The organism is Marinoscillum sp. HNIBRBA16962, assembly GCF_057801515.1.
Genome location: NZ_CM173603.1, coordinates 1,130,139 through 1,153,393 on the forward strand (window position 1 = coordinate 1,130,139; position 23,255 = coordinate 1,153,393).

Genomic DNA, 23,255 nt, shown 5'->3' on the forward strand with positions numbered 1-23,255 from the left:
GATGGCATGAATTAGTATCCTTATTTAAGTTTAAGAGTCGTGACACTAGTAACGACTACTGTGTCCTGATAGCAATAACCGGATCAAGTCTTGCGGCCATGGCAGCCGGAATGATCCCTGAGGCCATTCCGATAATAGCTGATACACCAAGTCCAAGGGCGATATTAGAAAAGCTGAGTATCAGGTCTAATGACCCCAGACTGATAAAGGATAGCAGCCAAACCATGAAAATACCAGCGCCACCTCCCAGTACACTTAAGAAAACCGACTCGAAAAGGAACTGAAACAGGATAAAGTAGTTCTTGGCGCCAAGTGATTTCTGAATGCCAATGATATGGGTACGCTCCCTGACAGAAACAAACATAATATTGGCTATACCAAATCCACCGACCAGGATAGAGAACCCACCAATGAACCAGCCTGCCAATCCTATTACGTCAAAAGTGGAACCAATGAAGTTAGCTATCGCCTCTGGTCTGTTCAGAGCAAAGTTATCTTCCTCTTTGGGTTTCAGCGCCCGTTTTTTGCGCATCAATCCTCGTAGTTCAGCTTCCAGTTCTACGAGACCTATATCAGATTCAAGTCCTTTTACGGTGATCAGGGGTTCTACGCCACTTCTCCTGCCCGTATAAAAAAGCTTGATAAATGATTTGTAGGGGAGGTAGATGTTTTCATCATTGGTAGGAGCACCCAAAAAGCTATCACCTTCTTCCTTTATAGTGCCTACTACATAGTACTTTAATCCGCGGATCTTGACTTCCTTACCAATGGGGGTTTCGTTTGGGAAAAGCTCCGAAGCTGACCGATAGCCAAGTATCGCTACATTTCTACCGGCATCTGCTTCCTGTGGAGTAAAGTAGCGACCTTTTTCAATGGGAATTTCGTAGACATCCTTATGGTCATAGACTATGCCAATCAGATCCAGATCAACACTACTGCTGCTTTCATGCTTGGCAGTGACGCCACCTCGCACGGTAAAGATGGACATTGCCTGAGCATGTTTGACATTTTCTCTAAGGAATCGGTACTCATCATAGGTCGGATAAGGGCGCTGTAAGTACTTCCACCAGGGATATGGCCCTCCTCCGAAACCATATGGCCATTTCTGAACGTTAATGTTATTGGTACCTAAAAAATTTAAACTGTCTTTGATGCTTCGCTCAAGTGAATCTACGAGAGTAAAGACGGCGATGATGGCGAAAATTCCAATGGTAACCCCCAGTAGGGATAAAGTAGTTCGTAGAAGATTCATCCGGAGGGCATTCCAGGCGAACCGAAAGCTTTCAAAGATAAGTTTAATGATGATCACCAGCTATTCCGTTTTAAGGTTTGGTTGTAAGGTTATCCTTTTTTATACGTTTAAAGACAAAAGTATTTACTAATTTTGCCGACTTATTTAATCAACTCCATCGATTAATCCAAGATAGTACAAATGAAATTATCCGAATTCAAATTTGATCTTCCTTCCAGTCATATCGCTTTGCACCCTGAAGAAAACCGCGATGAGTCGCGGCTTATGGTTGTGCATCGGGATACAGGCGAAATTGAGCATAAGGTTTTCAAGGATATAGTCGATTACTTTGATGAAGGTGATGTCATGGTCATCAATGACACCAAAGTTTTCCCTGCAAGGTTATACGGAAATAAAGAAAAAACTGGTGCGAAAATTGAAGTTTTTCTCCTTCGTGAACTCAATAAAGAGATGAAACTCTGGGATGTTTTGGTAGATCCGGCCAGGAAAATCAGGGTTGGGAATAAGCTTTATTTTGGCGATGGTGAGCTTGTAGCAGAGGTAATTGACAACACTACTTCGCGAGGCAGGACCATTCGTTTTCTATTTGATGGAGAAGAAGACGAATTTTACAAGATGATCGATCGACTTGGGGAAACACCCCTCCCGAAAAGCATCAAGAGAGCCGCTGAGCCTGAAGATCGTGAGCGTTTTCAAACCATCTACGCAAAAAACATCGGAGCAGTAGCAGCTCCTACAGCAGGCCTCCATTTTACCCGCCAGGTAATGAAGCGCTTAGAGATTAAGGGTGTGGATATTGATCCGATCACTTTACATGTAGGTCTTGGTACGTTTCGTCCGGTAGACGTGGAGGATCTTACCAAGCACAAGATGGATTCTGAAAACTATATGGTTCCGGAAAAAACAGCTGATCGGGTGAATAGAGCTCTGGATGAAAAGAAACAGGTATGCTCTATTGGCACTACAGTAATGAGGACCCTGGAGTCATCAGTTTCAGCCGGAGGCCGGTTAAAAGCCAATGAGGGGTGGACTGATAAGTTCATTTTCCCTCAGTATGAATTCAAGATCTGTAATGCCCTGGTTACTAATTTCCACCTTCCGGAATCTACGCTACTCATGACTGCAGCAGCATTTGGAGGGTATGAGCTAATCATGAAAGCTTATCAGACTGCTATCAAAGAGAAGTATCGTTTCTTTACCTATGGTGATGCGATGTTGATCCTGTAGAAGTATGGCCGGGAGATCTGTTGTCATCGTAGCTGGAGGTAGTGGTACCCGGATGGGGCACGAAGTACCCAAGCAATTTTTGATGATGGCAGGTAAGCCTATTTTGGTTCATACTGTACAAGTCTTCCTGAACTACGATCCTGCTATTGAGGTCATTTTGGTTTTGCCAGAAGCACATTTGAGCTTGTGGGAGGATATTCGGATCGAATATTTTGCTGAACAGCCTGTAGTGGTGGCTGTTGGCGGGGATTCTCGTTTTCAAAGCGTTCGTGCGGGGCTGGAAAAAGTTACTGCTGATCTGGTGGCCATTCATGATGCGGTTCGTCCTCTTGTTACCCAAAAAGCAATAGCTGATTCTTTTACTTCTGCTGAAAGGACAGGTTCAGGTGTGGTGATGGTGGAAATGAAAGATTCCATGCGAGAGAGGTTAGCAAACGGGCAAACACAGGCCCGGGATAGATCCAGATATCTGGCCGTGCAGACACCGCAAACTTTCAGGACATCATTGATCAAGCAAGCATTTAAGCAGGAGGAATCGTCTGAATTTACCGATGACGCTACCGTTTATGAAAAAAGCGGTGGCATAGTAAGCCCTGTGAGGGGAGACTATAGAAATATAAAGATCACCACTACGGAGGATCTGATTATTGCCGAAGCCTTACTCTGAGTTAGGCAGCGCAATACTAACTAATGAATATATTATTTTTAGAAATGAAAAAGCTCCGGTTTTCCGAAGCTTCTGGTTCTTTTCGGACAGTTCTTCTGTCAATATTCATCCTCATTAAAGAAAAAATCTTCCTTGGTAGGATAGTCTGGCCAGATTTCTTCGATGTTCTCATAAGGCTGACCATCGTCTTCAAGTTCCTGAAGATTCTCCACCACTTCAAGGGGAGCTCCGGATCGTATTGAGTAATCGATCAATTCGTCCTTTGTGGCTGGCCACGGTGCGTCTTCCAGGTATGAAGCTAATTCTAGTGTCCAATACATATTCTTATGCCTTTAAAAATTTCGTGCAAAAATAGTTTTTCTAATGAGAAATCAAACTTTTATTTTTCTCCTCTCCATTAGTACTCACCTTTAATGTAAAAAGCAATTTTTTTGTTTCATTTTTTGAGAAAAAAATCAATTTTCTGCTTTAAGTATTTTTAAAAGCTTTTCTTTCGTCTCAATTTTCCTGCGCTGTTGGATCAGTTTCTTTTCCACAAGGTCTATCATACTGCCTGTGCCAGCGGAAAAATTAGCCGAATTTTCCTGGTACCTGGCCAGATCACTTTTGTCCCGTCCCAGTAGCTCTTCCAGAATCCCGATCCGGATACTTTTTTTTCTGGCTTTTTCAAGCTCGCGAAAGTTGGCAAATCTCTTAGTGGCTATTTTGTCTAAAAAGTCTCGTTCCAGGAGAAGCTGTATCTTGGAAAACGCCTGGTTTTTCAGGTCTTTCTCTTCCTTGTTTTTGGGCCGCACTCCTTTCAATGCTCTTTTGTGCCCATCTATTAGCTTAAAGTGATATTTTTTTTCTCCATTCATAAAGCTTTCCAGCTCCGTAACTATCTCCTCCAGGTCTACAGGAGAGCTTTCAGGTGTTTGGCTCTTAAGGCTTTGGTTAAATTCCCTTAACAGTTCCGTGTACTCCTCTTTAGGGATGTTCCCCACATCTCTCCATTCTTGTTTGAGCTGGTTGATGAGGTCAAAACGTACTTTACCGTGTAGCTCTTTAAGCTGTTCTGTCTTTTTTATAATGGCTTCATACTCTTTCTTTCGAAGCTCCCCGAGTCTTTTTTTATCTTCGTAAAAACGCTTCTTTTTTTCGAAAAACGCTTCCAGGACTCCCCAAAATGCCTGATCAAGCTCTTCCTGCTCTTCTTCTTTAGCGTTTCCTGTTTTGATCCATCGGGCTTTTATATCGTGGATTTCCTCAGTAGCCTCTTTCCAGTTGATCTTTTCTGCAGCGGCCTTTACCTCGTCTAGTAATGCTTTTTTAATTTCACTATTTCGTTCCCGGTTTTTTTGGATGGTATCCTGCAGCAGGTTTTCCTGTCTTTCGAGACGTTCGTGTAGCTTTTGGTAATCGCCAAGTCCGTCATGGCTGGGTAGCTGTTCTTTTAAGTGAAGAAGCTTCATCAGAAAAGAACCCTTATTTGCAGAGGTTTCAATTTCTTTTTCAAGCTCAGCGATCTTTTCTTCCAACTCCGAAAACTTAGTTGTAAAATAATTTATTGAAGCTTCAGGATCATTGTCTCTTACCTCACCAATTTCACGTTCCGGGTGGTTGCCCCATCCATCTAAGATGATCTTATCATCGGCTATTTTTCCAAAAGGTACTTCCTTTGTGCTCACAATATAAAACTGTTATTCTGTATATTATTTGCTGACAGATAAATACAGTAACTTCGATCTCGTTTTGAAATTAACCAAAAATGTCTGACGAAAAAATTATATTCTCTATGGCGGGGGTTAATAAGATATATCCGCCACAGAAACAAGTACTGAAAAACATCTATCTATCCTTTTTCTACGGTGCGAAGATAGGAGTGTTGGGTTTAAATGGTTCAGGAAAGTCATCATTATTAAGAATTATTGCCGGAATAGACCAGGAATACCAGGGTGAAGTGGTTTTTTCACCCGGATATAGTGTGGGTCTCCTGGAGCAGGAGCCTGAGCTGGATCAGGAAAAAACGGTAAAAGAAGTGATCAGTGAAGCTGTGACGGAAATCACAGACCTACTCGATGAGTATGAAGAAATAAACCTGAAATTTAGTGAGCCGGAGATCCTGGAAGATCCGGATAAAATGAACAAGCTCATTGAAAAGCAGGGAGCGGTGCAGGATAAGCTGGACCAGGTAGGCGCCTGGGAGCTGGACAGTAAGCTGGAGCGCGCTATGGACGCATTAAGAACTCCCCCGGAAGATGCAATTATTAAAAATCTGTCCGGTGGCGAAAAAAGGCGGGTGGCTCTATGCCGTCTCTTGCTACAGGAACCGGATGTACTTCTGCTGGATGAGCCTACTAACCACCTGGATGCTGAATCGGTTCATTGGCTGGAGCAGCATCTAAAGCAATACAATGGAACGGTGATCGCTGTGACCCACGACCGATACTTTTTAGATAATGTGGCCGGATGGATACTGGAACTGGACCGTGGAGAAGGGATCCCGTGGAAAGGAAACTACTCCAGCTGGCTGGAGCAAAAGCAAAAACGACTGGCACAGGAAGAAAAATCTGAGTCAAAAAGAAAGAAAACCCTGGAGCGAGAACTCGAATGGGTGCGGATGACACCAAAAGGACGCCATGCAAAATCCAAAGCCAGGCTTTCAGCGTACGATAAGATGCTGGGAGAAGAGGGCAAAGAAAAAGAACAGCAGCTTGAACTGTATATCCCTCCGGGACCAAGGCTTGGAAGTAAAGTGATTGAAGCTGAGAATGTTTCTAAGGCTTACGGAGATAAGCTCCTTTTTGATGACCTGTCATTTAGCCTGCCGCAGGGAGGTATAGTGGGAGTGATCGGGCCAAATGGAGCCGGGAAAACCACATTGTTCAATTTGATCACCGGAAAGGAAAAGCCGGATTCCGGCACATTTGATGTGGGACCCACAGTAAAAATGGCCTATGTGGATCAGGAACATGATGACCTGAAACCTAATGATTCGGTCTTTGAAGCTATTTCCGGAGGAAATGAGCTCATAAAGCTGGGAGATAAAGAGATGAATGCCCGTGCTTATGTAAGCCGGTTTAACTTCTCCGGGTCGGATCAAACAAAGAAGGTGGGTGTGCTATCCGGTGGAGAGCGCAATCGTGTCCACCTGGCGATAACCCTGAAGCAGGGTGCAAACCTTGTGTTACTGGATGAGCCTACCAATGACCTGGATATTAATACCCTTAGGGCACTGGAAGAAGCTCTGGAGAATTTTGCCGGCTGTGCGGTGGTTATTTCTCACGATAGATGGTTTTTGGACAGGATCTGTACCCACATTCTGGCTTATGAGGGAGACTCCCAGGTGTATTGGTTTGAAGGCAACTTTACAGAGTATGAGGAGAATAGAAAGAAAAGACTAGGCGATGAAACTCCGAAGCGGATTAAGTACAGGAAGATAAAGTAATGAAAACCAAAGAATGTCCATCCTGTGCCATGGAAGTAGATGCGAAAAGTAAAACATGTCCGATCTGCGGGTATGAATTTACGGACTTTAGTACAGGTTATAAATGGGTGGCCATTCTGTTGATCGTTTTGTTTTTGCTGTATATGATTATCTGATTATTTCGGTATAGATTATGAAATAGTTTGGACAATTTGAACAGGATTTGGATTTACTAATAAACCAGTTAAGGAGACTAAAAGACAACAGCAATAATTGAGATCAGTATGAAATTTGGCAGCGTAGAAAACCCGGAACTAGTTGACTTTACTTTGCCAGAGGATCATCCCGGTACAGCGGAGGTTCTAAAGAAAGAAGGGGGTTCGGGTTTATCAGAAATTTACGTCGGTTGTGCCAAGTGGAATAAGCAGGACCTGAAAAAGTTTTATCCCAGAGGCACCAAAGACGAGCTGACTTATTACGCTCGTCAATTCAACTCTATTGAGCTGAATGCCACTTTTTACAATAATTATGGCCCGGAGCAGATTCAGAAATGGAAAGATAAGGTCCCGGATGATTTTAAGTTTTTTCCTAAGGTTTCTCGCTTCATAAGCCACATCAAACGACTCAACAATGTGGAAATGGAGGTGGAGGAATGCTGCAACAACACCCGAAGCTTTGGTGATAAGCTGGGGATGGCTTTTCTTCAGCTTCATGACAATTTCGGCCCTAAAAACAAGGACCGTTTAGAGGTATTTATGGATGTGTGGCATCAGGATATTCCGCTGGCCATTGAGCTTAGAAACACTGAGTGGTTTAATGACCCAGAAGAGGCAGAATGGATCTATTCTCTTTTCGAAAAGTACAAAATGGCCAATATCGTGACCGATACCGCGGGGAGAAGAGACCTGCTGCACATGAGGCTGACATCTCCGGTGGCCTTTGTGCGGTATGTGGGTGCAAATCATGAAAGCGACTATGCACGCCTGGATGACTGGATCGAGCGGCTTAAGGTTTGGAAAGATCAGGGACTGGAGAGGCTATACTTTTTTGTTCATCAGAATTTGGAAAAGGCTTCGCCATACCTGTCTGCTTATTTTATTGAGAAGTTCAATAAGGAGTTTGGTACAGATCTTCAGCTCCCTTCACTTGGCGAAGAACAAGCAGAGTTGCAGTTTTAGGTTTAAAAAAGAGGCCAGCAATTCAGAATGAACTGCTGACCGGGAACAATTATGCACCCTGCAATAAAGGAGCAACAGGGAAATCAATTTTCGTATCTGCAATGTGGTTGGTGTAGTTCGTAATGGTATTTGCGGCTACAAAACCTATTAATTCTGAAAGCGCTGGTTTGCTGTATCCTGCATTGTGAAAGTTGTCAATCAGCTGCTGGTCTGGTTTTCCTCTGGTGATGGTGATCGCCTTAGCCAGCTCACTCAGTGCCTTCAATTTTTCATCTGCTATAGCGCCACTTCGGATCTCTACTGTTTGCTCTTCCGTGAGGCCCTGCATTTTACCCACAGTGGTGTGAGCTGCCAGACAATAGTCACAGCTATTGGCCTCAGCCACGGCTAATGCAATCGTCTCAATCTCTTTTCCGGAAAATTCGCCTGCAGACAGGCTCTCATTTAGCGCTAAAAGGCCACCCAAAGCTTTTGATGAGTTTCCAATGGCTGCATAGACATTCGGAACTGTACCTAGTTTTGATTTTAGCGTGTCAAATAGTTGTCGGCTCTCTTCTGATGCCTCTTCTCTTGATAATACGTCTAAGTTTTTCATGCTTTTATTTAAATGTAATTTTTAAAGTTACATTTAGAACGCCTCATGAGTAGTTAAGTTTGGCTTTTAGTGTAAGAGCGTTAGATAGTGTCAAGCATGTGACACAGAGACTATTTTCCCTTCTTCAAGGCAGGTCCTCCAACTATTTCATGGAGATGATGGGTAAGCTGGTCGATTGTTTTGTGAGCCAGGGTATTTTGCATGTCCATTTCTGCGGTAGTAAAAGAATCATGGACTAAAACATTCAGGTTAGAACTAACGATACAATCCGGATTTATCTTATTTGGTCTTTTAAAAAGCCCATCTTCCCGTGTTGCCTTGTAAAGATCCCAGAGGGTAATATCTGAAGGTGATTTGGCCAGTTCAACTCCTCCTGAAGAACCAATCGACGTTTTAAGAATGCCTTTGTTTTTTAGCAAACCGATCAGCTGACGAATGACCACTGAATGTGTTAAAAGGCTGTCCGCAAGCTCATTGGATGAGACTGTATGGTCCCTGTTTACATTGAGGTAAATGCAAATATGGATGGCCTTGGAAAATTTCGTACTGGCTTGCATACACCAGCAATTTACGTAAAATCAAATCTTTATGGGGTTTCAAAAAGGGCTGCTTGAAACAGCCAGCCCCTATTCCTGATCAGCAACAACCACCCCCGTCGTAGTGAAAGGTGCTTTCTGAAACGAAAATATCCTTTCGGCCTAATGAGCCCAGGTTCCCGGCGGTTTTATCACACACGGCCAAAGGCTGATTAGGTGTGAGAACATGGCCTTTGTGGTCATCAAAATACTCCTCATCACCAAAATAGATAGCCGTTTTTCCGGTGAAGACACATGGCCCGTCCTCTGGCATAGGATCTTTGATGGCGCAAACTTCTACACTCTCGATGAAAATGGTTTCCGAGGTATCATAATGTTCAGGATCCAGTATCCGGTAGGGTCTTTTCGCACGTATCTCAACTGTACCAAAACCAATATCGGTGATCATTTTAATGTAATCTGTCAGCGGTAATGCCCCACTCAGGCATAGTCCTCGTAGTTCAGGGTCGTTTTTGAGCGTATCTGGCATTGGAGACTCACTAACCGGATCAGAAAGCACCAGCCTTCCGTGCGGTTTCAATACCCGGTACATTTCCTGAAGCGCTTTTTTCAGGTCCTCTTCATGGAAGATATTGAAAAGGCAGTTTTGAGCAGCTACATCTATTGACTCATCCTCTACTGGAAGGTCCATTGCATCCCCTTTCCGTAGATCTACAAACTCAGACTTAAACCAGGGGTTGAGTCTTTCAGCTTCTGCGAAATTATCGTGGCTGGCTTTTAGCATTTCATCCACCACATCGATCCCGATCACCCCACCAGTTTGTCTGCTGAAATACGCAAACTGCAGGAGCTCCATTCCTCCTCCAACCCCTACATACAGCGTTTTTGGGTTGTTGATGAGATCGCGCGGATGTACTGTGCTACCACAGCCGTAGTTCATCTGCTGCATGATCCTGGGGATCTCCAGTCCGGGGAACGCCCAGACAGGAGTAGTGGTGCAGCACAGTCCTACATCTGGGGTTTCCGCTGCTCGTTTATAGATATCTTTTGTTACGTCCAGGTATTTTATATCAGTTGCCATAATGCAGTAAGTAATTATCAATTATCAATTCTCAATTACAGACTAGGTAGTAGCTCCACCACAGCTGGAGCCTGCACCAGCGGTACATCCGTAGCAATGCTGGCCGATTTTGATGGATCGGTTGTTAATTTGTTCCAGGTCGAAATTGGAAATGTGCTGCGGTGCATCTCTGACTTTCATTTCCAGCATCTGGTTAAAATCACAGTCATACAAATAACCATCCCATCCCAGACTGAGGGTATTTCTGCACATGACCCCTGCAGCTGCTGACGGATTGAAGGCATTGACCAACTCATTCATGTACGATTCATAGTTGTCTGAAGTCATCAGATATTCCAGAAACCGGCTTATCGGGAGGTTGGTAATAGCGAAAAGATTATTAAAAACAATGCCATACCTTTCTTGCAGCTTCTGTTTAAACTGATTTTCCAGCTCTTCCTGACTGCCGGGTAAAAAAGCGCCCGAAGGATTGTAAACCAGGTCTAGTTGAAGCTCAGGATCTTTACCATACCCAACTTCATTGAGCATTTTAAGCGCCTCAATGGATTTGCCAAATACCCCTTCACCTCTTTGCGCATCAGTTCGGCTAGCCGCAAAATATGGGAGTGATGAAACCACATTGATCTTGTGTTTTTTGTAAAACTCTGGCAGGTCGTTGTACTTAGGGTTCGCTAAAATGATGGTCAGGTTGCAGCGGACGATCACCGATTTGCCCATGGCGGATATCTCCTCCACGAACCAGCGAAAGTTTGGATTCATTTCCGGAGCGCCTCCGGTGAGATCTACGGTTTGGATGTCCGTACTACGGATGGCATCCAGGCACTGCTGCATGGTCTCTTTTGTCATGATCTCCTTCCGGTCCGGACCAGCATCCACATGACAGTGTTTGCATACCTGGTTGCACATTTTTCCCAGGTTGACCTGGAAGATCTCTATGCCAGTAGGCTTGAGTGGATATAATCCAATGTTTTCTAACCTGTCCTGAAAAGAGGGGATGCCCAGCGATTCATTATCATCCAGCACTTCCAGCTGAGCATCCGTGGATGAATATTTATGTTGTTGCCTGTTGAGCGTCTTCATAGATAGTTTTTTAAATGATAAAAAACAGTAGCGGTGAAGGCGCTACATCATTTTTGACTTGACCTGGTTCATCATTTGTGTGCCGTGCACCAGGGAGGCGCCACCTCTAATGGCTGCTGCTACGTGCACCGCTTCCATCATCTGCTCTTCGTCCACACCCTTAGACATGGTGTCTGACGTATAGGCATCAATGCAGTATGGACACTGGATGGCATGGCTTACAGCCAAAGCGATCAGCGATTTTTCACGAGCTGTGAGCGCTCCGGGTTCAAAGACTTTACCATAGTACTCGAAAAACTTGTCACCGAGCTCTTTTTGAAATTCCGTGATCTTACCAAATTTCTTCAGGTCTTCCCTGTTGTAATACGTTTCCTTCATTTTAAGATAGGGTTATAAATAGGTTTAATAGATACTACCCGCTGCCCGGGGCAATGGGTTGTTTGAATAAAATTTACGAAGATGGAGTTTAGGCCAGTTGTGGTGGCCCCCGGGATATGGAAAAGGTAGCTATGGGCTTTGTGGCAGCCATTTGGGGGTGTAAGACCCACTGGATATTATTGAATAATTTCAAAAACGCAACCAACAGTGACCTGCGATAAGATACGCCTCTTACATGCTGCAGGCTGATGGGTTCGTTGATGTCGGTCAGTGAATTTAGAAGCAGTAGTTCATCTGCTTTGAAATGATCCGTGATTGTTTTCAGGAAATTGCGGCTGCCCCATGGAGTATTGAGTATGAGGTTCGGCTGGTAATGTTCTTTTTTAACCCCGATCAGAAAAGCGCCACCCCTGAGGTCAGGTCCCAGTACGATGGATTTGGTTTCAAGAGCTTCTTTGGCTTTCAGGATATCCTGCGGGGTCAGCTGCGGACAATCGTTACCCACGGCGATCACCTGTTTATATCCGTTTGAAAAAATGTGGGTTATGGCATTGTGAAATCGTTCGTTTGGGGTGTTTCCGGTTTGATTGAGGCTGTTTACCTCAAATACAGGTAAGCCGGTTTGCTTAAGGATGTTTCTGGTCCTTGAAACAAGAAATCTCGCAATCTGATAAGCTTTAGATCTGTCCTGATGAAATTTCTTTTCCATCAGCTCCTCTTCAGGGCTCCGGGAAAAGAATAATATGGCTGTAGCACCTTTCATCAGTGGTAAGTTAAGAATTTAACAGTGTATCTGTTTCATTAATTCACTTACGATGCATGAAAATGTCAGCGGATGTGCAAAAGGGGTGGTTTGTTGTTCTCATATTAGAGCCATTCTCTTTAAAACTTCAGAATCAAATAAGGTGAAAACGATTAGATTAACGTATCTTTAAATTAATTAACTTATAATTAAGTTGTATAACTTAAAAATAAGTTGTAAGCTTGTATTGCTGATTAATTAAAACCCTTACTAAGGCTACCCTCTTTTTACGATATAAACGATTTGAGATCATCCAGCAATAACCGAACTAATACCATGCAAACCCAAATATTTGCGAATTACCTCAAGGTTGCTTTTCGCTTCCTTAACAAGGAAAAGTCAATTTCAATCTTTAGTATCCTGGGATTAATCCTAACCCTGGTATCTACGTCCTTCATATACCAATATGTAACATTTGAAGAAAGTTTTGATGAGTGGAACCCTAACAAAGATCAGGTCTATCGTGTCCATATGAACAATTATACAAATGACACAAATATTCAATCCCTGGCAACAACCTTCTCTGCCGTTGGCCCTTATGCCATGGAATCGATTCCCGAGGTTGACGACTATGTCAGGTTATTTGGTTTTAGTTTCGAGCTAAACCATAATGTGATGTCAGTGCTTAAAGACTCTGTGAAAAGAGACTGGTTCAATGGTGATAATGTTTTCATATCAACTCCTTCCTTTTTTAAATTTTTTCCAAGAAAAGCTATTTATGGCAACCTCTCCTTAGAAGAAAAATCAACTGTGGTAATATCCAAGTCAATAGCTGATAGATATTACCCTAATGAAAATCCAGTTGGTCAAATCATCCAATCTGATTTTCTTGGATACTTAAAAATCGCAGGGGTTTTTGATGATTTTCCTTCCACATCCCATTTACAGGTTAAAATGCTTTTGCCCTGGGACAAAATTTCGGCCGATGATGATAATAATTGGAGGAGCCTTTATAATACTTATAATTACCTCAAAATAAATGATCAGACTCAGGTTAAAAAGGTGGAAGAAAAACTAGATCAATTGTATATGGACAATCAAACTGATCGATACAAAGCTGAAAACACCGTCTTTAAATTTCAACTACAATCAGTCAATGAACTACATCTCGGTTCAATTGACTTATTCAGAGAATTTACCAAAAAAGGTAATCCAAACGTTATAGCTGCACTCAAACTCATCGGAATCATACTTCTGGTAATAGGAATTATTAATTACCTGAACTTAATGATATCCAGATCCAAGGAACGATTAAAAGAAATTGGGATTAGAAAAATTCTGGGTGGTGGCTCTAAGATATTTGCCCAATTTTTCACTGAGGGGTTGATTATTATTACGATTTCTATTGGATGTTCAGTTTTGATTGTAGGTTTATTCGTCACTCAATTCAATTATTATCTGGAATTAGATCCCCGATATAGCATATTGGATCATAAACCTTATTGGGTCTTTTTATTATTATCAGGATTAGTAATTCCGGTTCTGGCCGGAGGATACCCGGCTCTGGCATTTAGAAAAATGCAGGTAGTCACAGCGCTCAAGGGTAAGCATGGAGATATTCGATTCAACATTTCACTGAGGAGGGCCTTAACAACCTTTCAATTCATGGCTACCATATTTCTCATATTCATATCATTTGTCATTTTCCGACAATTGGATGGGATGCAAAGTCAAAAGCTCGGATTTTCGCCAGAACAAGTCATTGTTTTTCCTACATATCAAACGAGTGAAGACTCATCCATAACAATGAAATACAACCATTTAACAGATCGGCTATCCAGCAGTACCATTATTCACAGCGCCACTGTGGGTTCAAGTGTTCCTGGTTATGTTATCCGCCAATCGCTGGATTTCCGTCCTGCATTAACGGCAATGGAAGGTAAAACCCCAATGCAATCAATCCGAGTTGATGAAAATTTTTTCAAAACATTTAACATTGATCTCCTGGCAGGAAGAGGGTTTGATCCTGAATTTTCGAAAGTTGATTACAAAAAATTTAACATGGTAATCAATGAAACTGCCGCACGTGCGCTTGGTTATCAAAACCCAAAAGATGCAGTTGGTAATTACATGTATATCGGAAAAGATGGGAAATGCCAAATCATAGGTGTAGTCAAAGATTTCAACCAACAATCACTACACCATGAAATAAAACCGGTTACATTTTATACTCGATCAATGAATCGGAACCGGTTTTTTTCAGTCAGGCTTAACACTGTGGAAACACAGTCAGCTATTGATCTGGTTCAAACCAATTGGGAGGAAGTATTCCCGGATCAACCGTTCGATTACTTTTTCCTGGATGGTTATTATTCACGGCAATACAAACAAGATCATATGCTGAAAAATATCATGTCTATTTTTACAGCACTAATTCTGTTTGTCTCTTCAATAGGACTGTTGGGTATGATCACGTTGGTCATTAATCAACGGACAAAGGAATTCGGAATTCGCAAAATTCTGGGAGCATCACAAAATGACTTTTTTAACCTTCTAGGTAAAGAATACTTATACATTATTGGGGTCGCCCTTGCTATCGGCTGGCCTATTAGTTACTGGGCATCTAACAATTGGTTGGAACGGTATGCGTGGCGGGTCGAATTAAATTGGGTTTATGGTTTGGTTCCGCTATTGCTGATTTTGACAATTTCATTGATGGTCATGTCATTGCGAATCAGAAGGATATCACGGATCAATCCAACAGAAGTTCTTCGGGATGAGTAATTATTTACCCAGGCTCAAAATGACATTCTAAGGTTGTTTATAGTCTTGTATGACGAGATGTCAAATCCCCCTTGCCCCACCAGGTGTAGAATGAGCCGAGAAGAGGTTTTGATGGGTAGGGGATTTTGATTACATATCAGACGAAAAACGACTAAACACATCCGGATCATGAGGCACTTTAAAATGCCATCATTAAGGTTTTTGATCATAAACGAGGACCAGCACAGGATTTGTCATTATAGTCGCTTACTAACAACTGTAAAACGTATCCTTAAGTTAATTAACTTATAATTAAGTTGTATAACTTAAAAATAAGTTGTAAGCTTGTATTGCTGATTAATTAAAACTCATAAAGCGATGGTCACTTTAACTAAAGCAGAGGAGAAGATAATGAAGATTCTCTGGGATATTGGAAAAGGCTTTATCAAGGATATCCTTGATCAGTATCCCGACCCTAAACCTCCGTACAACTCCGTTTCTACAATCGTGCGGGTATTGGTGCAAAAGGAGATCGTGGGTTATACAGCCTACGGAAATTCCCACCAGTATCATCCACTGGTGTCGAAGGAGGCGTACCGGAAGGGGCAGCTGTCGAGGCTGGTTTCGGATTATTACAACAATTCGCTTAAGCAAGTGGTCAACTTCTTTTCTGAAAGCAAAGAGCTGGATGAAAAGGAGCTGGATGAAGTCATGAAAATGCTGGAAGACCTAAAGTCTAAGAAAAATGATTAAGCTGTTACTTTACCTGTTGGAGGCAAGTGTGGTACTTGCACTCCTCTACCTTTTATATGCTTTGGTGCTAAGAAAGGAGACATTTTTCAGCCTTAATCGCTTTTTTCTTCTGGGTATTGTAGTGATATCCCTGCTTTTTCCGCTTTTGAGTTTTGATTTTAATCCGACAAAGGTAGCTGTGGTAGAGCGGCCGATCGAGGAGATCAGCAGGTTTAGAATGTCCTACTATGAGGCCGTTGCTTCGTGGGATTTTGAAGCACGAAATGCAGGCAATATAGCAGAAGCGAAAATGAGTAATGGATCATTTGGCCAGACGGACTGGTCTGGTAAGATCCTTATAGGTCTCATTTTCATCTATGCCATTGGTATAGTGGTATGCTTGTCCGGAACGGCCCGGACCTTGAGATGGATAAGAAAAATGATTAAAAGGAATCCAATGCTTATTATGGATGGTGTTAAGGTGGTCAAGCTACCTGAGCCCGTTGCTCCGTTTTCCTTTTCACGGTATGTGTTTGCTTACGAAAAGCTGGTGGACGGTCCGGAGTTTAGTCAAATCCTGGAGCACGAGAAGATCCACATTCGTCAGCGACATTCTGCCGACTTACTATTTGTTCAACTGTTGGCGGCCTTTTTATGGTTTAATCCCATCATCTGGCGGCTGATCAAATCCCTGAAAACTACACATGAATATATAGCAGATAATGAAGTACTAAACATGGGTCACTCTTTGGTTGAGTACCAGACCATGCTTTTGAGTCAATTGATCAGCAACAACTCATACGGGTTGGTACACAATTTCAATTTATCATTTATCAAAAAGAGAATAACCATGATGAAAAATAAAAAATCAGGATGGTCAGGTAAAGTAAAAGTAGCCATGGCCCTGGGAATCACAATGATACTTAGTGTAATCATTGTTCAGTGCAATTCAAAGATCGATGAAGTTTCGGCAGAGAGCAAACCGGAAATACGTATGGAGGTGAGCCTTCCGGTTTTGCCTCAGAGCGGGTATTCCTTCGATGGAGATCTTAGCGACGCTTTGGATCTGGTGATAATCAATAACACACTGTTTATCGATGGTGTGGAAATAGCTGTAGATGAGATAGGAGGTGTAATTGAGAAGTCAGGATTGACAGAGAGTAGGATAGTTGTAACCCGGATTGATAAAGGGCAGGAGATGAAGCTTGTTCGGGAGGTCATGTGGGAGCTTAGAAAAGCTGACTGCAGAAGACTGCTTTATAAAGGGCTGACTGCTGGTGGGAATGGTGTAGAAATGCCCTTATTATTACCTCCACATCCGGACCATCCTACCATTCAGGTAGTAGACGCCTCTAAACTGGAGGCATCAGGTGATCTGACGCTGCTTAAAGTAGATCTTGGGAATGGAGAGAGGCCAGCTCTCCAAAGCCAGGTATATGATTTCGTAAAGGGCTTTATGAGACAAGGGTCACAGGATTATGCTATTAGTGCACGTTATGATGATAAAGATACCTATAACGATTACCTGGCCAACCTCTTTCACATCCAGGAAGGATTTAACAAGATCTACCAGGAGCGGGCTCAGGAGATGTTTGGCAAAGATTTCTACGACCTGGAAAGGGAAGAATATAACGCGGTTCGTAAGGGCGTTCCCAGGGCCATATCTATTGCTGATATGGATGGGTGATTAACTATATGATCTTTCAAAAGCCATTGGTGTGCCTTTGGTGGGAGGAAGAAGGAGTCTTGCTTAACCATATCAATTGGAAAGGTGGGTTTCTTCTTTCTTTTATCTGTTTTTTCCAGGGTGAGGCAGATCATTTACTTAATCCAATAAAAATGAAATCATGACCATGTTTAAGCAATTTTTTCTAATGCTCTTTTTGCTGTTGAATACTAACTTATTTGGACAGGTGCTCAACTTCAAATTAGTTGAAGATGATGGTAAATATATTGGACGCGTCGATCCGGACTTTTTTGATAGCTTAGTCGTCTATCCATCTACCAACCCGGACAATATTTTACTGGGTGCGACCGGTATTCTATATAATTCACAAAAAGGAAATTTTGAGTTTGGTATAGTTAAAAATAATGTTGATGTCACAAGTGATCTGCTAATAAAAATAAGTTTCGGTTGGTATCCTCTGACTAACATCTCCACTACCGTAGACTCACTTAAATTCTCGATTGACTGGAAATACAGGCCAACTCCAGGTAAACTTGATTTGGAAATTCTAAGGAAAGCTGATAAAATTTTGGAAGAGGAATCATTCTGGAACAATAATGACGATCGAAAGTGTAAAGATGATAATGAAAACCTGAAATGGAGTTTGTATTGCGCGCTTTATAGTGCTTCAGTTGAAGTGTTTGGTGATTTTAACCACAGAAATCCTGCTATGAATATTGTTCGTACAACGATTCAGGAAGTAACTCCAGGTAAAGAGTATCGTCATCGTTTGATGGATTTTAATAATCAAAATTCATTCAGGGAAATCAAAGAACTTTTGAGTAGATCAACTGCTAAACTGGAAGCAATTCTTGAAGAAGAATAGAAAGAAAACGGGAACACAATAGCAGCAAATCCGAAAAATGTGATGTACCTGATCGGGCATATGTCACCCAGCTGGTGAGAAATAAGCAAGTGCTGATGAGAAATGATGAAGTGTTGGTAAGAAATGACCATTTGCTGTTAAGAAATGACGAAGTGCTGATGAGAAATGCCCATCTGCTTCTAAGAAATGACGAGGAGCTGGTGAGAAATAGCCATCTTTTGGTAAGAAATAAGGAAATGGTCCCGGGAAATCGTCATCTGCTCTCAGGAAATAACGAAATGCTGGTAAGAAATGATCGTCCGGTGGTAAGAAATGACGCAACACCTCTAAAGCCACGGAAATCTGTACGCATGGAGCTACCACTGATTTTGCGAGAATAAAAAACTATTAAATTAGTGGAGACATAGTGTGAGTATGATGACCTTTGGTCAGGGTATTCAAATGTTGTATAACATTTAGATAATGTGCTCGAATGGAGAATATACTATTTAGAGTTCTCCTTTTATTAATTTTTACAATGCAATTTGCCTGTAATACAGGTCAAGATCAGTATTTAATTACTGCTTCTACAAGTCAAGATGCAGTAGACAATGGAATGAAAATTCTTGATGAAGGAGGCTCGGCAATGGACGCAGCTCTATCTGTGGCTCTCGCTGAAATTGCTTTAAGTGGAGGCAAATATATTAGTTACGCAGGAATGTTGAATCTAATTTATTTTGAAGCAGAAACTGGTACAATCCACAATATGAATGGAGCTTTTAATACTGTGCTGAATGAAATAGATCCACTTACAATTCCATTCACAAACTATGGGGCTGATGCCGACAGAAATATAATAGATGGACGGACTATTCTGATACCCGGTTTTATGAAAGGTGTTGAGGAGGCACATAACAAATTTGGGGAAATCCCTTTTAAGAGTTTGTTTGATAATGCAATTAGGATTGCGGAAGAAGGAACAGTGTGGACTAAGGCAGATGATAATGCTTTCAGATCATGGAAAAATATTCTAAACAAATACCCAGAATCAAAGGCAGTATTCTCAAAGCCAGATGGATCATATTATAGTACCGGGGAAATTTTTAGACAACCAGAATTAGCCAAGACTCTAAAAAAAATAAGCTTAGAGGGTTCAGATTATATGTATGAAGGTAAATGGGCACAAAAATTTGTATCAGCTGCACGAAATATTGGAAGTAAAATTACCCTTCAGGATATGAAAAACTATGAAGTGATCTGGTCAAATCCAGTTCATGGGAATTATCATGGATATGATATCTACACACATGGCAACCCCGCTTTTGGAGGTATGAACTTAATCGAATCCTTAAATTTAGCAGAGGTGTCCAAGTTATCCGAGATAGGGCATTATACTAAATCTCCTAAAGCAATGGCGACCTTGATCCAAATATTAAAAGCATCCATGTATGCATCTTTTGATCCTAGGTATTTTGATGATAAGATTGATCTTTCAGAGGAATCAAGACTAAAAAAGACAACATCAAAATTAATTTGGGAACATATGTTGAAAACCGATAAGGCAAATAAAAATCGAAATAACCTTTATAATAATGAACATTCGGCAGCAATCGTTGCGGTAGATCGATGGGGAAATATGGTTGCTATGATCCATAGTATAAATACATTAAATTGGGGTTCTAATGGTCTATTTGTTGATGGTATCTCTATACCTGACCCAGCAACTTTTCAGCAGAAAATGATTCAAAAAGTTGGCCCTGGAAAACGACTTCCTGAAGGCACTAATCCTGGAATTGTATTAAAAGATGGCCAACCTATTTTAGGCTTTTCCTGCATTGGTTCTGGATTACACAATCAAACTTTAACTTCATTAATAAATATATTGGATTTCAAAATGACTCCAAAAGAAAGTGTAGAAACACCTACTGTGGGGGCATTTAACATGCTTGATGGAAAACTAAAATTATACATTGAGCCGGACAAATATTCGAATAAGCTAATATCAGAAACACAAAAATTAGGGGGTGATGTTAGTGAAGATCACTCAGTCATTAGTGGTTTTTGGACAGGAATCTATCGTGATATTGAAACAAGAGAATTAAGAGGTACTGAAGTCTGGCTTAAATAGATTGATTTGAGTAATATTTTTTTGACTAAATAATTGAGAATGGGTTGGCTTGAAGGTATAAATGAAATTTGTAACAAAACGTTATACAACATCAGCTATCAAATCATGGTCACGCAAAGCTGACACACCAACCAAAACCACGATTGATAGCAATAACGTTATCACCAATACTCGCCAGAGGAATCTGATTCATTGATTCTAGTTGCTCCATACTCACATCGATTAAAAATATTGAATAGAGTGTAATAATTTTTGACTTTAGCCACTAATCAAGAAAAAAACAGTGAGTAGCGATTTTTATACTTTATCAATTTTACCCTATGCCTCAATCATCATCAAAATATGCAGGGCATATACCAATTCGCAAGAGGATTTTGAAGACTACTATCAAGAGGTGTGTTTGCAATTATGGAAAAGCAAAGACAACTTCAAAAAAGAGTCTAAATGGTCCACCTGGGTATATAGGATATCATTGAATGTATGCTTGACTTTGTTAAAGAAAAAGAAAAGCAATCACCAGTATTTCGCCTCTGATTCCTTGCCTGAAGATACAATAGCAGAAAGCAATGCATTTGCTGATGAATCTCTTAATCAATTGTATGATGCTATCAGACAATTATCTGAGGTTGACAGAGGAGTGATTTTATTTTATCTGGAAGAAAAGTCATATCAGGAAATCGCAAATATCATTGGCACCAATGCTAACAACATCGGTGTACGCATTAAAAGAATAAAGGAACGTTTAAAAAAAACATTAGATGGAAAAGTCAATTGAAACAATTTGGAAAAAAGGATTTTTAGATAGCGAAGCACTAATCGCCCCTAAACTTAATGAGTTGTACAATAAAAAATCGAAAACTATTATCGATAAATTGAAACGAATTATGAAGGTTAATATTTATGCCATTGTGGTTTTTGCGTTTTTGAATTTGGGGTTGTATACTGCGCTTGGGACGCCCTATGCCGGAACTTTCATATTTTTTCTCTTGATGGGAGTTTGTTGGATAAGTATCAAACAGGGAAGAACTATGGAAAACATTGATGTTGGTTTAAGTAGCTATGATTACCTCAAGTCATTCAATAGTTGGCTTAAAACAGCGATTTCAAACAATGCAAAAGTTATGCGTTTTTTCTATCCTTTGATTTTCTTAGCATCTTTGATGCCAATAGCACATGCATTGAAAGCGGGAGAAGTAACGAATGCAGCTTTTTTGAATTCCGGATTTCATCTAGTTTATGGAATTCCGACTTTTGCCTGGATTATATCCCTCATAATTGCGATTCTAATTTATATTTTTGGTGGTAAAATTTATAAATGGGATGTGAATTTGGTCTACAGGCGAATTTTCAGAAAACTCGAAAACATGATTGCTGAAATGGAAGAGTTGAGAAACTAAAAATGGTGATAACACGCAATATATGTAAGCCGGGCAATGTGGGTGAATTTAAGTTTAGTGCATTTACTCAAAATTGTTACAGTATGACAAGTTGGAGCTTCGAAATCCCGGCCTCCGCACATTGATAGACGTTAACTACAATGAAAAAAGTACTAATAATACTATTAATACTTGTTTCCTACCATTGTTTTGCGCAGGATACAACAGCAATTAAATACAGTTTTGTTTGGGGTTCACGACCCAATTTTGAGCCTATTGCCAATAATTACCTTTCCGTAACGGGTTTAATTATGGACCCTACTGCTCAAGTGCTGTCTAATGATAAATTGGATTTCATTCCAAATAAAAAATGGGACAACATCACCATTAGAACTATACATAGCTTAGCTGGACTTGTTTTGATTCCTAATTACATTAATACGCTTGCTCATGAACTCGGGCATTATGAAGTTCAGAGGAGTTATGGGTTGACCAATATTAAATTGACGGTTGAATTTGGAAGCGGTAGCACAGCACCAAAGACGCCAATATTCTATAGTCAGTTTACCGAAACAGAATTAATGTATAATAGCCTTGCCGGAAATGATGTTACAACGACTATTACAAAACTTGAAATGAATAAAATGTATAGTGGGCAATATACTTCATGGCATTCATTAATCCCAATATTGGCAAACAAACTCGGACCTGGTCAATATATTAATAGTTCTCTTACCCAATATGTTGAATCCCCATCAAGAGAAATTTTATTAGGAGGTAACGATCCTATAGAATACAATGTAAATCTTACCAGAAAATATGGATATTATGATGGTTTTGTGAGCGAATCAAACCCTATCCCATTTGCTCCACTGGATTCTACTGCATATATAAACGAGTTCTTTCTTGATCAATATGATAGACAAGTACGAGCATATAATATTGCCCTATTCGATCCTTCAATTGTCAATTCCTTGTACGGATTCTTCAATTATATTATCACTGGAAAAACGTCATACAAGCCACTCATGTTTAAAGTTAAAAATGTACAATTTATGCCTTCAATTTTAGCGAGTCGTGGCACACTTGGAGCTGAAAATTACTTCAATGCTTATTTCAAGGTTGACAAATTACCTCCTTTCAATGTTTATTACCGAATAGGAGGAAATATGATTGATCAAATACGTGGCACAGGTTTTTCCATTCGAGACATTAACATTGTAGACAGACACTCTATCAATTTAGGTGTTGATTATTGGAGCAGCATTGAGAATAACTTGGGCTTAAATATTGAGATTACAGAAAATCTAATGATCAACCATAAATTGGGACTGATAGCAAATATGGGGTATAAAACAGAAGGATACGTATTAGGTAAGCAACTAAAAAAAGGCGTCTACGGAAATGCGGGTTTTTACTTTAATCTTCACTACAAATAAGTAGTTAACATAACCTAAACTACATTGAAACGCAGTTTAGTAAAACGTTAGCGGGCATTGCGGAGCGACACCCAATCAGACCAACATTCCCTTCTACTTTTCAGGAATAATTTTTAAAGAAAATGACAAATAAATTTGCGCAAG

Annotated in this window: 23 protein-coding genes; 14 read left to right on the forward strand and 9 right to left on the reverse strand. The window is 40.8% G+C overall.

From position 1 onward, the window contains the following. Window positions 1–55: 55 nt before the first annotated feature. A complete protein-coding gene (locus tag AC3E9V_RS04665) occupies window positions 56–1,309 on the reverse strand; it encodes an ABC transporter permease (protein WP_488752027.1) in 1,254 nt (417 codons plus the stop codon). Between the two features lie 123 nt (window positions 1,310–1,432). On the opposite strand from AC3E9V_RS04665, the gene queA reads away from it, so the two are divergent. Both queA and AC3E9V_RS04675 read left to right on the forward strand, forming a co-directional pair. Then, on the forward strand, window positions 1,433–2,479 hold the full coding sequence (gene queA, locus AC3E9V_RS04670; RefSeq protein ID WP_488752028.1) for a tRNA preQ1(34) S-adenosylmethionine ribosyltransferase-isomerase QueA: 1,047 nt from the start codon (window positions 1,433–1,435) through the stop codon (window positions 2,477–2,479). A 4-nt stretch (window positions 2,480–2,483) separates the two neighbouring features. Further along, a complete protein-coding gene (locus AC3E9V_RS04675) occupies window positions 2,484–3,146 on the forward strand; it encodes a 2-C-methyl-D-erythritol 4-phosphate cytidylyltransferase (RefSeq protein WP_488752029.1) in 663 nt (220 codons plus the stop codon). Between the two features lie 98 nt (window positions 3,147–3,244). Here the strand turns inward: AC3E9V_RS04675 and AC3E9V_RS04680 are convergent, their stop codons facing one another. Continuing rightward, the gene (locus tag AC3E9V_RS04680) at window positions 3,245–3,466 is read right to left on the reverse strand and encodes a DUF2795 domain-containing protein (protein ID WP_115870092.1); all 222 of its coding nucleotides are present in this window, start codon (window positions 3,464–3,466) and stop codon (window positions 3,245–3,247) included. Window positions 3,467–3,601: 135 nt separating this feature from the next. Next, window positions 3,602–4,813, reverse strand: a complete 1,212-nt coding sequence (locus AC3E9V_RS04685; RefSeq protein ID WP_488752030.1) for a DUF349 domain-containing protein — start codon at window positions 4,811–4,813, stop codon at window positions 3,602–3,604. Window positions 4,814–4,893: 80 nt separating this feature from the next. On the opposite strand from AC3E9V_RS04685, the gene ettA reads away from it, so the two are divergent. The 3 genes from ettA (at window position 4,894) to AC3E9V_RS04700 (ending at window position 7,730) form a co-directional block, all read left to right on the forward strand. Continuing rightward, window positions 4,894–6,573, forward strand: a complete 1,680-nt coding sequence (gene ettA / locus AC3E9V_RS04690; protein WP_488752031.1) for an energy-dependent translational throttle protein EttA — start codon at window positions 4,894–4,896, stop codon at window positions 6,571–6,573. Further along, on the forward strand, window positions 6,573–6,728 hold the full coding sequence (locus AC3E9V_RS04695; protein WP_488752032.1) for a hypothetical protein: 156 nt from the start codon (window positions 6,573–6,575) through the stop codon (window positions 6,726–6,728). The genes ettA and AC3E9V_RS04695 overlap by 1 nt, the downstream gene beginning before the upstream one ends. 108 nt (window positions 6,729–6,836) lie before the next feature. Continuing rightward, a complete protein-coding gene (locus AC3E9V_RS04700; RefSeq protein WP_488752033.1) occupies window positions 6,837–7,730 on the forward strand; it encodes a DUF72 domain-containing protein in 894 nt (297 codons plus the stop codon). 49 nt (window positions 7,731–7,779) lie between these two features. Here the strand turns inward: AC3E9V_RS04700 and AC3E9V_RS04705 are convergent, their stop codons facing one another. The 6 genes from AC3E9V_RS04705 to AC3E9V_RS04730 form a co-directional block, all read right to left on the reverse strand. Continuing rightward, on the reverse strand, window positions 7,780–8,325 hold the full coding sequence (locus tag AC3E9V_RS04705) for a carboxymuconolactone decarboxylase family protein (RefSeq protein ID WP_488752034.1): 546 nt from the start codon (window positions 8,323–8,325) through the stop codon (window positions 7,780–7,782). Window positions 8,326–8,435: 110 nt separating this feature from the next. After that, window positions 8,436–8,882: an Rrf2 family transcriptional regulator gene (locus AC3E9V_RS04710; RefSeq protein WP_488752035.1), complete on the reverse strand. Its 447-nt coding sequence runs from the start codon at window positions 8,880–8,882 to the stop codon at window positions 8,436–8,438. 79 nt (window positions 8,883–8,961) lie between these two features. Next, window positions 8,962–9,942: an arsenosugar biosynthesis arsenite methyltransferase ArsM gene (gene arsM / locus AC3E9V_RS04715; protein ID WP_488752036.1), complete on the reverse strand. Its 981-nt coding sequence runs from the start codon at window positions 9,940–9,942 to the stop codon at window positions 8,962–8,964. 42 nt (window positions 9,943–9,984) lie between these two features. Further along, complete coding sequence (gene arsS, locus AC3E9V_RS04720; protein ID WP_488752037.1) at window positions 9,985–11,022, reverse strand: arsenosugar biosynthesis radical SAM (seleno)protein ArsS; 1,038 nt, start codon at window positions 11,020–11,022, stop codon at window positions 9,985–9,987. A 42-nt stretch (window positions 11,023–11,064) separates the two neighbouring features. Next, on the reverse strand, window positions 11,065–11,400 hold the full coding sequence (locus AC3E9V_RS04725; protein WP_488752038.1) for an arsenosugar biosynthesis-associated peroxidase-like protein: 336 nt from the start codon (window positions 11,398–11,400) through the stop codon (window positions 11,065–11,067). A gap of 88 nt (window positions 11,401–11,488) precedes the next feature. Then, window positions 11,489–12,163 (reverse strand): TIGR04282 family arsenosugar biosynthesis glycosyltransferase, encoded by a 675-nt coding sequence (locus AC3E9V_RS04730; RefSeq protein ID WP_488752039.1) that lies wholly within the window; start codon window positions 12,161–12,163, stop codon window positions 11,489–11,491. Between the two features lie 315 nt (window positions 12,164–12,478). Between AC3E9V_RS04730 and AC3E9V_RS04735 the strand changes: the two genes are divergently transcribed. The 9 genes from AC3E9V_RS04735 to AC3E9V_RS04775 all read left to right on the forward strand — a co-directional run bounded on the left by AC3E9V_RS04735 (window position 12,479) and on the right by AC3E9V_RS04775 (window position 23,111). After that, window positions 12,479–14,926, forward strand: coding sequence for an ABC transporter permease (locus AC3E9V_RS04735; RefSeq protein WP_488752040.1), 2,448 nt, complete (start codon window positions 12,479–12,481; stop codon window positions 14,924–14,926). A gap of 357 nt (window positions 14,927–15,283) precedes the next feature. Continuing rightward, window positions 15,284–15,658, forward strand: coding sequence for a BlaI/MecI/CopY family transcriptional regulator (locus tag AC3E9V_RS04740; RefSeq protein WP_488752041.1), 375 nt, complete (start codon window positions 15,284–15,286; stop codon window positions 15,656–15,658). Next, the gene (locus tag AC3E9V_RS04745) at window positions 15,651–17,324 is read left to right on the forward strand and encodes a M56 family metallopeptidase (RefSeq protein ID WP_488752042.1); all 1,674 of its coding nucleotides are present in this window, start codon (window positions 15,651–15,653) and stop codon (window positions 17,322–17,324) included. The genes AC3E9V_RS04740 and AC3E9V_RS04745 overlap by 8 nt, the downstream gene beginning before the upstream one ends. A gap of 160 nt (window positions 17,325–17,484) precedes the next feature. Further along, window positions 17,485–18,189 carry a DUF6197 family protein gene (locus tag AC3E9V_RS04750; protein ID WP_488752043.1) on the forward strand — a complete coding sequence of 235 codons (705 nt, stop codon included), beginning with the start codon at window positions 17,485–17,487 and terminating at the stop codon, window positions 18,187–18,189. A 74-nt stretch (window positions 18,190–18,263) separates the two neighbouring features. Further along, entirely contained in the window at window positions 18,264–18,569 is a 306-nt protein-coding gene (locus AC3E9V_RS04755; protein ID WP_488752044.1) for a hypothetical protein, read from the forward strand. Window positions 18,570–18,661: 92 nt separating this feature from the next. After that, entirely contained in the window at window positions 18,662–20,296 is a 1,635-nt protein-coding gene (locus tag AC3E9V_RS04760) for a gamma-glutamyltransferase (RefSeq protein WP_488752045.1), read from the forward strand. 283 nt (window positions 20,297–20,579) lie between these two features. Next, entirely contained in the window at window positions 20,580–21,071 is a 492-nt protein-coding gene (locus tag AC3E9V_RS04765; RefSeq protein ID WP_488752046.1) for an RNA polymerase sigma factor, read from the forward strand. Beyond that, complete coding sequence (locus tag AC3E9V_RS04770; RefSeq protein WP_488752047.1) at window positions 21,055–21,693, forward strand: hypothetical protein; 639 nt, start codon at window positions 21,055–21,057, stop codon at window positions 21,691–21,693. The genes AC3E9V_RS04765 and AC3E9V_RS04770 overlap by 17 nt, the downstream gene beginning before the upstream one ends. Before the next feature lie 140 nt (window positions 21,694–21,833). After that, window positions 21,834–23,111, forward strand: a complete 1,278-nt coding sequence (locus tag AC3E9V_RS04775; RefSeq protein ID WP_488752048.1) for a hypothetical protein — start codon at window positions 21,834–21,836, stop codon at window positions 23,109–23,111. Window positions 23,112–23,255: the final 144 nt, after the last annotated feature.

Bases quoted from the DNA above. Each gene is read 5' to 3' on its own strand.
- queA (WP_488752028.1), top strand. From the start codon at position 1,433: ATGAAATTATCCGAATTCAAATTTGATCTTCCTTCCAGTCATATCGCT.
- AC3E9V_RS04675 (WP_488752029.1), top strand. From the start codon at position 2,484: ATGGCCGGGAGATCTGTTGTCATCGTAGCTGGAGGTAGTGGTACCCGG.
- AC3E9V_RS04680 (WP_115870092.1), bottom strand. From the start codon at position 3,466: ATGTATTGGACACTAGAATTAGCTTCATACCTGGAAGACGCACCGTGG.
- ettA (WP_488752031.1), top strand. From the start codon at position 4,894: ATGTCTGACGAAAAAATTATATTCTCTATGGCGGGGGTTAATAAGATA.
- AC3E9V_RS04695 (WP_488752032.1), top strand. From the start codon at position 6,573: ATGAAAACCAAAGAATGTCCATCCTGTGCCATGGAAGTAGATGCGAAA.
- AC3E9V_RS04700 (WP_488752033.1), top strand. From the start codon at position 6,837: ATGAAATTTGGCAGCGTAGAAAACCCGGAACTAGTTGACTTTACTTTG.
- AC3E9V_RS04705 (WP_488752034.1), bottom strand. From the start codon at position 8,325: ATGAAAAACTTAGACGTATTATCAAGAGAAGAGGCATCAGAAGAGAGC.
- AC3E9V_RS04710 (WP_488752035.1), bottom strand. From the start codon at position 8,882: ATGCAAGCCAGTACGAAATTTTCCAAGGCCATCCATATTTGCATTTAC.
- arsM (WP_488752036.1), bottom strand. From the start codon at position 9,942: ATGGCAACTGATATAAAATACCTGGACGTAACAAAAGATATCTATAAA.
- arsS (WP_488752037.1), bottom strand. From the start codon at position 11,022: ATGAAGACGCTCAACAGGCAACAACATAAATATTCATCCACGGATGCT.
- AC3E9V_RS04725 (WP_488752038.1), bottom strand. From the start codon at position 11,400: ATGAAGGAAACGTATTACAACAGGGAAGACCTGAAGAAATTTGGTAAG.
- AC3E9V_RS04730 (WP_488752039.1), bottom strand. From the start codon at position 12,163: ATGAAAGGTGCTACAGCCATATTATTCTTTTCCCGGAGCCCTGAAGAG.
- AC3E9V_RS04735 (WP_488752040.1), top strand. From the start codon at position 12,479: ATGCAAACCCAAATATTTGCGAATTACCTCAAGGTTGCTTTTCGCTTC.
- AC3E9V_RS04740 (WP_488752041.1), top strand. From the start codon at position 15,284: ATGGTCACTTTAACTAAAGCAGAGGAGAAGATAATGAAGATTCTCTGG.
- AC3E9V_RS04745 (WP_488752042.1), top strand. From the start codon at position 15,651: ATGATTAAGCTGTTACTTTACCTGTTGGAGGCAAGTGTGGTACTTGCA.
- AC3E9V_RS04750 (WP_488752043.1), top strand. From the start codon at position 17,485: ATGACCATGTTTAAGCAATTTTTTCTAATGCTCTTTTTGCTGTTGAAT.
- AC3E9V_RS04760 (WP_488752045.1), top strand. From the start codon at position 18,662: ATGGAGAATATACTATTTAGAGTTCTCCTTTTATTAATTTTTACAATG.
- AC3E9V_RS04770 (WP_488752047.1), top strand. From the start codon at position 21,055: ATGGAAAAGTCAATTGAAACAATTTGGAAAAAAGGATTTTTAGATAGC.
- AC3E9V_RS04775 (WP_488752048.1), top strand. From the start codon at position 21,834: ATGAAAAAAGTACTAATAATACTATTAATACTTGTTTCCTACCATTGT.